Origin of the sequence: Pseudogemmobacter blasticus, from assembly GCF_003071405.1 — a bacterium.
In the GTDB taxonomy this organism is placed as follows: Bacteria; Pseudomonadota; Alphaproteobacteria; order Rhodobacterales; family Rhodobacteraceae; genus Pseudogemmobacter; species Pseudogemmobacter blasticus.
In genome coordinates this window covers 1,992,869-2,005,561 of sequence record NZ_CP020470.1, presented here as the reverse complement: position 1 = coordinate 2,005,561, position 12,693 = coordinate 1,992,869, and the positions used below count along the sequence as shown (strand labels likewise).

General features: G+C 67.7%; 15 protein-coding genes. 12 read left to right on the top strand and 3 right to left on the bottom strand.

The annotated features are described in order from the left end of the window. Nucleotides 1-111: 111 nt before the first annotated feature. The 5 genes from B6K69_RS09765 (at nt 112) to B6K69_RS09745 (ending at nt 4,205) form a co-directional block, all read left to right on the top strand. Entirely contained in the window at nt 112-1,071 is a 960-nt protein-coding gene (locus B6K69_RS09765) for an L-malyl-CoA/beta-methylmalyl-CoA lyase (protein WP_107672500.1), read from the top strand. Nucleotides 1,072-1,265: 194 nt separating this feature from the next. Next, nucleotides 1,266-2,405: an HPP family protein gene (locus B6K69_RS09760; RefSeq protein WP_108643640.1), complete on the top strand. Its 1,140-nt coding sequence runs from the start codon at nt 1,266-1,268 to the stop codon at nt 2,403-2,405. 41 nt (nt 2,406-2,446) lie between these two features. Continuing rightward, nucleotides 2,447-3,406, top strand: coding sequence for an acetyl-CoA carboxylase carboxyltransferase subunit alpha (locus tag B6K69_RS09755; protein ID WP_107672502.1), 960 nt, complete (start codon nt 2,447-2,449; stop codon nt 3,404-3,406). Further along, on the top strand, nt 3,403-3,717 hold the full coding sequence (locus B6K69_RS09750) for a DMT family transporter (protein ID WP_108643639.1): 315 nt from the start codon (nt 3,403-3,405) through the stop codon (nt 3,715-3,717). Before B6K69_RS09755 ends, B6K69_RS09750 begins: the two co-directional genes overlap by 4 nt. Beyond that, nucleotides 3,714-4,205 (top strand): hypothetical protein, encoded by a 492-nt coding sequence (locus B6K69_RS09745; RefSeq protein WP_108643638.1) that lies wholly within the window; start codon nt 3,714-3,716, stop codon nt 4,203-4,205. The genes B6K69_RS09750 and B6K69_RS09745 overlap by 4 nt, the downstream gene beginning before the upstream one ends. Nucleotides 4,206-4,220: 15 nt before the next feature. On the opposite strand, the gene ribA is transcribed toward B6K69_RS09745, so the two are convergent. After that, the gene (gene ribA / locus B6K69_RS09740; protein WP_107672505.1) at nt 4,221-5,309 is read right to left on the bottom strand and encodes a GTP cyclohydrolase II; all 1,089 of its coding nucleotides are present in this window, start codon (nt 5,307-5,309) and stop codon (nt 4,221-4,223) included. A 150-nt stretch (nt 5,310-5,459) separates the two neighbouring features. On the opposite strand from ribA, the gene B6K69_RS09735 reads away from it, so the two are divergent. Further along, nucleotides 5,460-6,146: a response regulator transcription factor gene (locus B6K69_RS09735; protein ID WP_107672506.1), complete on the top strand. Its 687-nt coding sequence runs from the start codon at nt 5,460-5,462 to the stop codon at nt 6,144-6,146. Between the two features lie 156 nt (nt 6,147-6,302). Here B6K69_RS09735 and B6K69_RS09730 read toward each other — a convergent pair whose 3' ends face one another. Continuing rightward, the gene (locus B6K69_RS09730; protein ID WP_164681926.1) at nt 6,303-7,523 is read right to left on the bottom strand and encodes an MFS transporter; all 1,221 of its coding nucleotides are present in this window, start codon (nt 7,521-7,523) and stop codon (nt 6,303-6,305) included. Nucleotides 7,524-7,763: 240 nt separating this feature from the next. Between B6K69_RS09730 and B6K69_RS09725 the strand changes: the two genes are divergently transcribed. Beyond that, the gene (locus B6K69_RS09725) at nt 7,764-8,552 is read left to right on the top strand and encodes an exodeoxyribonuclease III (RefSeq protein ID WP_108643636.1); all 789 of its coding nucleotides are present in this window, start codon (nt 7,764-7,766) and stop codon (nt 8,550-8,552) included. Nucleotides 8,553-8,599: 47 nt separating this feature from the next. Here the strand turns inward: B6K69_RS09725 and B6K69_RS09720 are convergent, their stop codons facing one another. Next, nucleotides 8,600-9,139 (bottom strand): TlpA family protein disulfide reductase, encoded by a 540-nt coding sequence (locus tag B6K69_RS09720; protein WP_228156709.1) that lies wholly within the window; start codon nt 9,137-9,139, stop codon nt 8,600-8,602. 32 nt (nt 9,140-9,171) lie between these two features. Here B6K69_RS09720 and argH point away from each other — a divergent pair, with 32 nt between their 5' ends. From argH to lysA, 5 genes are all read left to right on the top strand, one after another. Beyond that, on the top strand, nt 9,172-10,575 hold the full coding sequence (argH, locus tag B6K69_RS09715) for an argininosuccinate lyase (RefSeq protein ID WP_108643635.1): 1,404 nt from the start codon (nt 9,172-9,174) through the stop codon (nt 10,573-10,575). Nucleotides 10,576-10,656: 81 nt separating this feature from the next. Further along, nucleotides 10,657-10,818, top strand: coding sequence for a hypothetical protein (locus B6K69_RS18175; RefSeq protein ID WP_164681925.1), 162 nt, complete (start codon nt 10,657-10,659; stop codon nt 10,816-10,818). A gap of 7 nt (nt 10,819-10,825) precedes the next feature. Continuing rightward, the gene (locus B6K69_RS09710; RefSeq protein WP_107672511.1) at nt 10,826-10,972 is read left to right on the top strand and encodes an argininosuccinate lyase; all 147 of its coding nucleotides are present in this window, start codon (nt 10,826-10,828) and stop codon (nt 10,970-10,972) included. Between the two features lie 57 nt (nt 10,973-11,029). After that, on the top strand, nt 11,030-11,368 hold the full coding sequence (locus tag B6K69_RS09705) for a DUF2834 domain-containing protein (protein WP_108643634.1): 339 nt from the start codon (nt 11,030-11,032) through the stop codon (nt 11,366-11,368). Nucleotides 11,369-11,403: 35 nt separating this feature from the next. Then, entirely contained in the window at nt 11,404-12,669 is a 1,266-nt protein-coding gene (gene lysA, locus B6K69_RS09700) for a diaminopimelate decarboxylase (protein WP_108643633.1), read from the top strand. Nucleotides 12,670-12,693: the final 24 nt, after the last annotated feature.

Below are 12,693 nucleotides of genomic sequence, written 5' to 3'. Positions count from 1 at the left end.
ATTCTTGCCCGCTGCGCGGTTTGCTGCGACCGCAAAAAGAGGCTTGAAGCTGCTGGCGCAACATTATATCGCCCTCATGCGTCACGACGAAACTTCGTTACCCGAGGGACCATGAGCTTCCGCATCCAGCCGCCCGCCCCCGCCCGCCCGAACCGTTGTCAGCTTTTCGGCCCCGGCTCGCGGCCCGCGCTGTTCGAGAAGATGGCGGCCAGCGCGGCGGATGTGATCAACCTGGATCTGGAAGATTCGGTCGCCCCCGATGACAAGGCGCAGGCCCGCGCCAACATCATCCAGGCGATCAATGATATCGACTGGGGCAAGAAGACGCTTTCCGTCCGCATCAACGGGCTGGACACGCCCTACTGGTATCAGGACGTGGTGCAGGTGCTGGAACAGGCCGGGCCCCGCATCGACCAGATCATGATCCCCAAGGTGGGCTGCGCGGCCGATGTCTATGCCGTGGATGCGCTGGTGACGGCGGTGGAACGTGCCAAGGGCCGCAGCAAGCCGATCAGCCTTGAGGTGATCATCGAAACTGCCGCCGGCATCGCCCATGTCGAGGAAATTGCTGCCAGCAGCCCCCGTTTGCAGGCCATGAGCCTGGGGGCTGCGGATTTCGCCGCCAGCATGGGGATGCAGACCACCGGCATCGGCGGCACGCAGGAAAACTACTACATGCACCGCGAGGGGCAGAAATACTGGTCGGACCCCTGGCATTGGGCGCAGGCCGCCATTGTTGCCGCCTGCCGCACCCATGGCGTGCTGCCGGTGGATGGCCCCTTCGGCGATTTCAGCGATGACGAAGGTTTCCGCGCACAGGCGCTGCGGTCGGCCACGCTGGGCATGGTGGGCAAATGGGCGATCCACCCCAAGCAGGTGGCGCTGGCGAACGAGGTGTTTACCCCCAGCGAAAAGGCGGTGACCGAGGCGCGCGAAATCCTGGCCGCGATGGAGGCCGCCAAGGCCGCCGGGCAGGGCGCCGCCACCTACAAGGGCCGGCTGATCGACATCGCCAGCATGAGGCAGGCCGAGGTTGTTGTCCGTCAGGCCGAGATCATCGCGGCCGGCTGATACGGAATCGTTGACAAAACGCCGCACCTTTGTGCAGCGTTGCCGGAACGGCGCCCGCAATCCGGGCGATCTGAAAAGAACCCAAGCCGCGACCCAGGGGAGAGGAGGCCCCTCGCGGCACACAGGGGAGGACGCACGCCCCGTGGCCCGGCCACGGGGCGTTGCCGTTTTTCGCGGGAACAGGGGCGCAGGGCATGACAGGCAAGGAACGGCTGGCATCGGCGCTGCGCCATCTGGGGCCGGCGGTGGGGTTCCACGGCTGGCCCGAAGCGGCGCGGGCCGGCCTGGGCATGGCGCTGGCGCTGCTGGCCGTGGCCTTCGTGCTGCCGCCCGGCGCGGGCGTGGCGATGATCGCGCCTTTCGGGGCAACGGCCTTCCTGCTGATCGCCTTGCCCAACAGCCCGCTGGCGCAGCCCTGGTCGGCCTTCGTGGGCAATGGCCTGTCGGCAACGGTGGCGGTTGCCGTGGTGCTGACGATTGACGACCCGGTGCTGCGCGTCGTGCTGGCGACCGGGCTTGCGATGCTGGCCATGCACCTGGCCCGTGCGCTGCACCCGCCGGGCGGCGCGGTGGCGCTGATGGTGGCGCTGAGCCCCGACCTGATTGCCCGGCTGGGATTCGGCTTCGTTCTGGTGCCGGTTCTGGCGGGCACGGCGGCTTTGATCGCGGTGGCGGCTGTTTATGCGCGGGCCACCGGCCGGCGCTATCCGTTCCGCCAGCCGGCCGAGATGAACACGCAAGGCACCAGCGACCCGCCCCCGACCGACCGGCTGGGCGTGTCGCGCGATGAGCTGGCCGCGCTGCTGCTGGAGTTCCGGCAAAGCGCGAACATCGGCGTCGAGGATCTGGCGCGGCTGATCGGCGCGGCCGAAACGCTGGCCGCGCGCCACCATACCGACGGGCTGCGCTGCGACGAGGTGATGTCGCGCGATCTGGTGACCGTCGGCCCCGAGGCGCCGCTGGACCGGCTGGCCGCGATCTTCCGCAGCCATGGCTTCACCTCGGTTCCGGTGGTGGGGCCGGATCATGAATTCCTGGGCGTGGTGTTCCAGATCCACCTGATCCGCCACGGATTTGACCCGCGGCTTCGGGCGGATGCGGTGATGACCCGCAACCCGCCGCATCTGCCGCCGGGGGCGCCGGTCTCGGCCGCGCTGCCGCTGCTGGCGGAAACCGCCTGCGACGCGGTGCCGGTGCTGGACGGGCGGCGGATCGTGGGTTTGCTGACCCGGACCGACCTGATCGCCGCGCTGGCCCGGATGCAGCCGCAGGGCGCCAACCCGCCACACCCGCCCGCTGGCGAGTTGCACTTGGGCGCGGGTGCGGCCATATAGGGGGCCAGCCAAGACGGGCCGGAATGAGCGGGGCAGCGACCATGAACTATCTCGATTTCGAGAAACCTCTGTCCGAGATCGAAGGCAAGGCCGAAGAGTTGCGCGCGCTGGCGCGCACGACATCGGGCATGGATGTCAGCAAGGAAGCCGAGGCGCTGGACCGCAAGGCGGAAACGGCGCTGCGCGACCTCTACAAGAACCTGACCGCCTGGCAGAAGTGTCAGGTCGCGCGCCACCCCGACCGGCCGCATTGCAAGGATTACATCGACGGGCTGTTCACCGAATACACCACCCTGGCCGGCGACCGCGCCTTTGCCGATGACCATTCGGTGATGGGCGGGCTGGCGCGGTTCAATGACCGCCCGGTGATGGTGATCGGCCATGAAAAGGGCAACGACACCAAAAGCCGGATCGAACGCAATTTCGGCATGGCGCGGCCCGAAGGCTATCGCAAGGCGATCCGCCTGATGGATCTGGCCGACCGCTTCCGCCTGCCGGTGATCACGCTGGTTGACACCCCCGGCGCCTATCCCGGCAAGGGGGCCGAGGAACGCGGTCAGGCCGAGGCGATTGCCCGGTCCACCGAGAAATGCCTGTCGCTGGGCGTGCCGCTGATTTCGGTGGTGATCGGCGAAGGCGGTTCGGGCGGTGCGGTGGCCTTTGCCACGGCGAACCGGGTGGCGATGCTGGAACATTCGATCTATTCGGTGATCAGCCCGGAAGGCTGCGCTTCGATCCTGTGGAAAGATGCCGAGAAGATGCGCGAGGCGGCCGAGGCGCTGCGCCTGACGGCGCAGGATCTGGCCAAGCTGGGCATCATCGACAAGATCGTGCCCGAACCCGTGGGCGGTGCGCAGCGCGCGCCGAAAGACGCGATCGAGGCGGTTGGCAAGGCCATCGAATCCCTGCTGGGCGAACTGTCCGGCAAGTCGCGGGCCGAGCTGCTGGCCGACCGCCGCCGCAAGTATCTGGAGATGGGGTCCAAGGGGCTTGCCGCGTGAACCCCTGGGTCATTGTCGCCATCGCCGGACTGCTGGAAACCGGCTGGGCGCTGGGCCTGAAATATTCTGACGGGTTCACCCGGCTGTGGCCTTCGGTGGCCACGCTGGTCATGGCGGTGGCGTCGTTCTGGCTGCTCAGCCTGGCGATGAAAAGCCTGCCGGTGGGCACGGCCTATGCCGTCTGGGTGGGCATCGGCGCCATCGGCACGGCCATCGCGGCGGTGTTCCTGTTCCAGGAACCCGTCAACGTGATGCGGGTGGCGGGGGTTATGCTGATCCTGGCCGGGATCATCTCGCTGAAATTCGCATGATCCGGGCCGTGGCCCTGGCCGCCCTGCTGGCCTGGCCCGCGGCGGCGGGAACGCTGGAAGGCCGCCTTGTCACCTTTACCGTGATGACCTGGGACGACCCCGCGCACCCCTTTCTTCAGGCGCGCGGCCGCACGGTCGAGGTGGGCGAGGGCATCGAATTCGGGCTGGAACCCGAAGGGCTGACCGGCGGGCTGGATGTGGTGCCGGTCACGGTTGAAATCGGGCCGCAGCGGGTGGAGCTGACCTATCCCAAGGGGATGGGCCGGTTCTATGCGGCGGGGTTCAACGGCTATGTGCTGCGGTTTGAAACCGACTGCGCGCTGTTCGCCGGATGGAAGGTGGACCGCGCCTTCACCACCATGCCGCTGACCGACACCGACATCTTCACCGACAAGGGCGCCCTTTACATCAACGTGTCAGATCGCGACTACGGCCCCGACGCGCGGCTGGCGGTCGATCTGGACGTGACCGACTGCCCCCTGAGCTGAGGCCCGGCCCTTGCCCTAAAGCAGATGCCCCGACTTGGCGGCCTTGGTGGCCAGATAGGCGGCGTTCTGCGGGGTCTGGCCCACCTTGAGCGGCACCCGTTCTGTCACCTGCAGGCCGCAGGTTTCCAGCATGGCCACCTTGCGCGGATTGTTGGTCAGCAGGCGCACGGCGGAAAAGCCCAGCTTGCGCAGGATCTCGGCGCCGATGCGGAAATCGCGCTCGTCATCCTCGAACCCCAGCCGGTGATTGGCTTCCACCGTGTCGAAGCCCTGATCCTGCAACGAATAGGCGCGCATCTTGTTGGCCAGCCCGATGCCCCGGCCTTCCTGGTTCAGGTAAAGCAGCACGCCCGCGCCTTCCTCGCCCATCTGCGCCAGCGCCGCGCGCAGTTGCGGGCCGCAGTCGCATTTCAGGCTGCCCAGCACATCGCCGGTGAAACAGGCCGAATGAAGCCGCGCCAGCACCGGGCTTGCGCGGTCGGGCTGGCCCACCTCGATCGCGTAATGTTCGTCCCCGCCGTCTTCGGGACGGAAGATATGCACCCGGCCCGCCCCCGCCGCCGCCATGGGCAGGCGGGCGGCAACCACCTCGTCCAGCGGGGACAGGCGGGCGAGTTCCGGGGCGATCTCGTCCAGCCGCAGCAGCGTCAGGCCGTGTTCGGCGGCCAGTGCCAGCGCCTGTTCCACGCGCACCAGCACCGCGGCGGGCAACAGCCGCGCCGTCTTGGCCAGCGCCAGCGCCGCGCGGTGCAGGTCGGCGGGGCCGTCGCGCAGGGCGCGCAGCGGGCCCTTCATCGGCACCCGCAGATCATCGGCCGGGTCGGCCAGCGCGGCGATCCAGTCAACCCCCGCCGCAGCCGGCACCGCCACGCGCACCAGATCGCCGTCATAGGCGGCGGTCTTCAGCGTGACGGCCCGCCGCGCGGTCAGCGCCAGTTCCGGGCTGCCAAGGCGGCGCAGGTCGGCCAGACGGTCGGGCGTCAGCGCCTCGACCGCAACGGCCAGCGCGGCGCCGCCCCCGCCGGTCAGCACCACGGGCACGCCCATGCGCAGATCGCCCCGCGCGCGGGTCAGCCGTTCGATGGTGCTGGGGGCAAGGGTCATGGCACTCTCCTGCCCCCTTATCTAGCGGGGGCGTGACAGGATTGAAACATACCCCGCAGTCCCGACACGACCGCGTGAGTCGGGTGTTGCAATTCTTGCGGGGCGAACACGACCGGATCACATCGGGGTCACAAGGAACGGAGGCCCCCGATGGCAACGCTCAGAAAAATCCTGCTGGTCGACGATGATGACGATCTGCGTGAGGCACTTTCCGAACAACTGGTGATGACCGAGGATTTCGACGTGTTCGAGGCGCGCACCGGCGCCGAGGGCATGGAGAAGGCCAAGGCCGCGATCTACGATCTGGTGATCCTTGACGTGGGCCTGCCCGATACCGACGGGCGCGAGCTGTGCCGCCGGATGCGCAAGGTCGGCGTGAAATGCCCGATCATGATGCTGACCGGCCATGACACCGATGCCGATACCATCCTGGGGCTGGACAGCGGCGCCAATGACTATGTGACCAAGCCGTTCAAGTTCCCGGTCCTGCTGGCGCGCATCCGGTCGCAGTTGCGCACGCATGAACAGTCGGAAGACGCGGTGTTCCAGCTTGGGCCCTATACCTTCAAGCCGGCGCAGAAGATGCTGCTGGACGAAAAGGAAAAGAAGATCCGGCTGACCGAGAAGGAAACCAACATCCTCAAGTTCCTGTATCGCGCGCAATCGGGCGTGGTGGCGCGGGATGTGCTGCTGCACGAGGTCTGGGGCTATAACGCGGGTGTCACCACGCATACGCTGGAAACCCACATCTACCGCCTGCGCCAGAAGATCGAACCCGATCCTTCCAACGCGCGGCTTCTGGTCACCGAAAGCGGCGGCTACCGGCTGGTGGCCTGATCGCGGCGGCGGCCCGGCCTGTCTGCCCCGGTTCATCTGTTGTTAACCGGGTTGCGCCAGACTGGACGGGTCTTGTTCAGGTTCCCCTTGCCGTGTCGGGGCAATGACACGGCTCCTCCCTGTTGGACCTGGCCGGGCTTCGTGCCCGGCCTTTTTTCAGTCCATCTTCAGCCAGAGCACGATGTAGCCAAGGATCAGCACCGCCCCCGCCAGGCAGACGGCATAGGGCAGTTGCAGCGCCGTGACCTGCCCCAGCGGCGCCCCCAGCGCCACAATAGCCCCGCCGGTCAGCGACCCGAAGGCCGAAGGGCCGGTGCCGAAGAAGCGATAGGCGGCGTTCACCCGGCCCAGCAGCGGGCCGGGGATATGGCGCTGGCGATAGCTGACCGTGGCGATGTTCCACAAAAGGCCGGTGAAGGCCTCCACCGCCAAGGCGGCGCTGGCGGCCCAGGGGCTGCGGGTAAAGGCCAGCACGGCGGCGGCCAGCGCAAACCCCGCGATGCCCGCAATCAGCCCGGCCTTCGGCCCGGTGCGGCGCAGGATCGCGGGGCCGATCAGGCTGCCGGCCAGACCGCCGCCCGCCGCCACGGCCAGCATCACGCCATAGGCGGCCGGCCCCATGCCCAGCACGACCTGCGCATACAGCACCACCAGCGCCCAGTAGATTGAGGCGGTGAAGTTGAACGCCCCCAGCGCCAGCGCCATGCGGCGCAGCACCGGATGGTGCCACAGGAACGACAGGCCCTCGCGCAGCGCCGGAAGAAATGGCTGCGGCGCGGCCTTTTCCGCCGGCGGCAGGCGCAACCGGGTGATCAGCGCAATCGCCCCGGCCAGCATCGCCGCCTGCAAGCCGAAGGGCAGCGCCACCGCCACCCCGATCAGGATGCCCGCCAGCGGTGGCCCGGCAAACTGGCCGGCCACCTGTTCCGCGCTCCAGAGCAGGCCGTTCGCATCTTCCAGCCGGTCTTTCGGCACCACGGCGGGCAGGAAACTTTGCGCCGTGTTGTCGCGCACCACCTCGGCGCTGCCCATCGCAAAGGCCAGCGCGGCCAGCACCAGCGCCGGGCCGGTGCCGGGCGGCGCCAGCAGGGCCAGCGCGACCAGCGCCATGGCCACCCCAACCCGCGCCGCATCGGCCAGGATCAGGACGCGCGCATGATCGAAACGGTCGGTCAGCACCCCGGCGGGCAGGGCGAACAGCAGCCAGGGCGCCTGCCGGGCTGCCGCCACAAGGCCGATCAGCAGCGGGTCATGCGTCAGCAGCGTTGCCAGCCAGGGCACCGCAACGGCAATCACGCCGTCGCCCATGTTCGTGGCGGTGGTCGAGGCGAAGAGAAGGCGGAAATTCCCGTTCCGCCACAGGCTGGCCCGTGTCATGGCGCGACACTGAGTCAGGTGCCGAAGAAGGTCAAGCCGCGGCATATGGGGGCAGCACAACCCCGCGTTGTGGCCAAAAAGCCATGGCCGGGAACATTTGCGCTGGATCAATTCTAAGTTTGCGGACTCGGTGATACATTGATTTCACCTCCCTGTTGGACTTGGCCCGGCGCCCTTGGCCCGGGCTTTTCTTTTGGGCCTGTCCCGCCTAGGCTCCGCCCTTCCAAAGCGGAGTCTGCCATGCCCTTCACCCTTGCCACCTGGAACATCAACTCGGTCCGCCTGCGCGAAGGGCTGGTGCAGAAACTGCTGGGGGAAGAAACCCCCGACATCCTGTGTCTGCAAGAGATCAAGACCCCGATCGACAAGTTCCCGACCGAAGGCTTCGCCGCGATGGGCTATCGCCATCTCGTGGCGCGGGGGCAGAAGGGCTATAACGGTGTGGCGATCCTGTCGAAACTGCCGATCACCGATGCTGGCGACAGCGACTATGCCGCTTTGGGCCATGCCCGCCATGTGGCGGCACGGCTGGAAAACGGGGTGGTCATCCACAACTTCTATGTTCCTGCCGGCGGCGACATTCCCGACCGGGAAGAAAACGTGAAGTTCGGCCAGAAGCTGGATTTCCTGACCGACATGCGCGACGCCTTCCGCGCCGACCGCCCGCAGCGGGCCATTCTGGTGGGCGACCTGAACATCGCCCCGCGCGAAGATGATGTCTGGAACCACAAGGCGCTGCTGAAGATCGTCAGCCACACGCCGGTCGAGGTGCAGCATCTGTCCGACGCGCAGGAGGCCGGCGCCTGGGTGGACGTGACGCGCAAGGACATTCCCGAAGGCCGGCTTTACAGTTGGTGGAGCTATCGCGCCGCCGACTGGGATGCCGCCGACAAGGGCCGCCGGCTGGATCACGTCTGGGCCACGCCCGACATTGCCGGTGCGGCCCACGGCAGCCGCATCCTGCGCGCCGCCCGGGGCTGGGACCAACCGTCCGACCACGTTCCGGTTTTCGCGACCTTCGACCTGTAGGCGCGCGCCGCGGGGGCGGCATGGCCCGCCCCCCCGACAAGGCCGGGTCAGCCGCCCGCCATCAGCGCCTGAAGCACCGCTTTCGCGCTGTCGCTGGACCAGTCGGCGTCGCCGATCAGGCGGCCCACCTCCTGCCCCTCGGGGTTCAGGATCACCGTCACCGGCAGGCCCAGCACGCCCATCTGGCGGCCCAGTTCGGATTTCGGATCGCGCAGCGGCACCAGATGGGTAACACCGGCCTCTTCCCAGAACCGGGTGATCGCCTCGGGCGCATTGCGCCCCGTGGCGACCGGAACCACCGCCAGATCGGGCAGCGCCGCCTGCAAGGCATCAAGGCTGGGCATCTCGGCCCGGCAGGGGGCGCACCAGGTGGCCCAGAAGTTCACCACCACCCATTTCCCGCGATAATCGGCCAGGCTGGCGGGGGCTTCGTCCAGCGTCATCAGCGCCGCCTCGGGCACCGCCACCGGCGCCGTGTGAAGCGCCAGTTTCTTCATGTCGCCGTCGCGCAGGCCGGCCACATCGGCCTGCGCCACATTTGCACCAAGCGCCAAGGCCGTATAAAGCACCGCCAGCAATTTCCGCACGCCGAACCTCCCCAGCCCGAAGGCCGAATCCCATGACCGCATCCGATACGTCCAAAGCCGCCAACCAGATGTGGGGCGGGCGCTTCGCCGAAGGGCCGGACGCGATCATGCAGGCGATCAATGCCTCGATCGGGTTCGACAAACGGCTTTACGCGCAGGACATTGCCGGCTCGCGCGCCCATGCCGCCATGCTGGCGGCAACGGGCATCCTAACGGATAGCGATGCGCGGGCCATCGGGGAAGGGCTGCTCACAGTCTTGTCAGAGATCGAATCCGGGCAATTCCAGTTCAAGGTCGAGCTGGAGGACATCCACCTGAACGTGGAATCCCGCCTGACCGAGATCGTGGGCGAGGCGGGCAAGCGCCTGCACACCGGGCGCTCGCGCAACGATCAGGTGGCGGTGGATTTCCGGCTGTGGGTGCGTGACCAGTGCGATGCCGCGATTGCCGGGCTGACCGGGCTGATGCGCGCCTTCGTTGCCCAGGCCGAGGCGGGCGCCGACTGGGTGATGCCGGGCTTCACCCATCTGCAAACGGCGCAGCCGGTCACCTGGGGCCATCACATGATGGCCTATGTCGAAATGTTCGCCCGCGACCGCAGCCGGTTTGAAGACGCGCGGCGGCGGATGAACGAATGTCCGCTGGGCGCGGCGGCCCTGGCCGGCACCGGCTTTCCCATCGACCGCCACATGACCGCCGCCGCGCTGGGCTTTGACCGGCCCACGGCGAACAGCCTGGATTCGGTGTCGGACCGCGATTTCGCGCTGGAATTCCTGGCCGCCAGCAGCATCTGCGCCATGCACCTTTCCCGCTTTGCCGAAGAGCTGGTGATCTGGTCCAGCGCGCAGTTCCGCTTTGTCCGGCTGTCGGACAAGTGGACCACCGGCAGTTCCATCATGCCGCAGAAGAAGAACCCCGACGCGGCCGAACTGCTGCGCGCCAAGCTGGGCCGCATCCTGGGGGCCACGGTGGCGCTGTTCACGGTGATGAAGGGCCTGGCGCTGACCTATTCCAAGGACATGCAGGAAGACAAGGAACAGGTCTTCGACGCCGCCGACAGCCTGATGCTGGGGCTGGCCGCGATGACCGGCATGGTGGGCGACATGACCGCCAACCGCGACACGCTGAAGGCCGCCGCCGCCAGCGGCTTTTCCACCGCCACCGATCTGGCCGACTGGCTGGTGCGGTCGCTGAACCTGCCCTTCCGCGAGGCGCATCATGTGACCGGCACGCTGGTGGCGCTGGCGGAAAGCAAGGGCTGCGACCTGCCCGATCTTTCGCTGGCCGAAATGAACGGCGTTCACCCCGGCATCACGCAAGAAATCTATTCGGTGCTGGGCGTTGAAAACTCGGTCCGCTCGCGCGTGTCCTATGGCGGCACCGCGCCGGATCAGGTGCGCGCCCAGATCGCGCGCTGGAAACCGCTGCTGGGCTGAGGGTGGGGAAAGGCGGCGGTGGCGTGGCCGCCGTCGCGCTGCTAGGATCGCCCCCTGAGAACCGCCACGCCAGGGATGCCCATGCTGCTGCGCCTGCTTGTCCTGATGCTGCCGCTGGCGTTGGCCGCCTGCACCGGCCCGCGCCTGAACGCGGGCCTGTCCATCGGCCCCGGCGGCGCCCGCATCAGCCCCAGCATCTCGGCCGGGCTGCAAGGCGGCGGCACCCTGTCCTATTCGCCCTGAGGCCCGCATGACCCGTATCGTCCCTGCCCTGATCACCGCCCTTCTGCTGGCCGCCTGCGGGGCGGACGGTGCCCCCGTGGCGCCGACCAAGGCCGTCACGCAGCCGGGGATCGAAATCACCGGCTCTGCCCGAATCGGCATTGTCAGCCGATAGCGCTGGACGGCGCGGCGCAGGCCGCTACCTTCCGCCTGACCCAAGCGGAGTGTCGCCATGCGCCTTGTCTTCCTTGCCCTTGCCCTGTGGGGCGCCGTCCATCCGATGTGGTGGTTCGTCAAACACATGCGTGACACCGGCACCGGCCTGGGCGGGCTGATCGACGCCTGGTATGTCAACGCCTCGACCACGGGGCTGACCTGGGATCTGACCATCGCCGCGATCACGCTGACGGTCTGGGTCATTGGCGAAACCGTCTACCGGCGGGCCTGGCTGAACCTGATCGCCATTCCTGCCACCTTCTGCATCGGCGTGTCCTGCGGCCTGCCGCTTTATCTGTGGCTGCGCAGCCGTCCGGCACCGGGAAATGTTGGCGCGGCACGGCTGTTCTGCTAAGACCGGCTCCGGTTTCCGGGTGGCATGAGGGTGAGATGGACCACTTCCTTTATCAGGGCGGCATCCTCCATGCCGAAGGCGTGGCGATCCCCGAAATCGCCGCGCAGGTGGGCACACCCTTCTATGTCTATTCCTCCGCCACCCTGACCCGGCATTACCGCCTGTTCACCGAGGCGCTGTCGCCGCTGCCGCATCTGGTGTGTTTCGCCATCAAGTCGCTGTCGAATGTGGCCGTGCTCAAGACGCTGGGCGATCTGGGCGCCGGCATGGATGTGGTCTCCATCGGGGAATACCTGCGCGCCCGCGCGGCGGGCGTGCCGGGCGAGCGGATCGTGTTTTCCGGCGTCGGCAAGACCCGGGCCGAGATCCGCGCCGCACTGGAAGGCGGCATCCGCCAGTTCAACGTGGAAAGCGAACCCGAGTTGCGGGCGATTTCCGACATCGCCACCGCGCTTGGCGTGCAGGCCCCCATCGCGCTGCGGGTCAACCCGGATGTGGACGCCAAGACCCACGCCAAGATTGCCACCGGCAAAAGCGAAAACAAGTTCGGCATCCCCATCGCCAAGGCCCGCGCGGTTTATGCCGAAGCGGCGGCCCTGCCGGGGCTGCGCGTGGTGGGGGTCGATGTCCACATCGGCAGCCAGTTGACCGACCTTGCACCGTTCGAGGCCGCCTTCCTCAAGGTGCGCGAGCTGACGCTGCAACTGCGCGAGGATGGCCACCAGATCACCCGGCTGGATCTGGGCGGCGGCCTTGGGATTCCCTACACGCGGTCGAACGACGCGCCGCCGCTGCCGGTGGAATACGGCGCCATGATCCAGCGCACGCTGGGCGATCTGGGCTGCGAGATCGAGATCGAGCCGGGGCGGCTGATCTCGGGCAACTCGGGCCTGCTGGTGGCGCAGGTGGTCTATGTGAAGAACGGCGAGGGGCGGGATTTCCTGATCCTGGACGCCGCGATGAACGATCTGGCCCGCCCGTCGATGTATGACGCGCATCACGACATCGTGCCGGTGGTCGAATCCGCGCCGGGCGATCCGACGCAGCCCTTCGATGTGGTCGGCCCGGTCTGCGAAACCGGCGACACCTTTGCCCGTGGCCGCGAAATGCCGCTTCTGGCCGAGGGCGATCTGGTCGCCTTCCGCAGCGCCGGCGCCTATGGCGCGGTGATGGCCAGCGAATACAACAGCCGCCCGCTGATCCCCGAGGTGCTGGTGAACGGCGATCACTTCGCTGTCATTCGGGAAAGGCCGACCTTTGACGAAATCCTTGCCCGCGATAAGCTTCCGTTCTGGCTGTAGCGTGTGCAGCCCGGCGGAAACGGT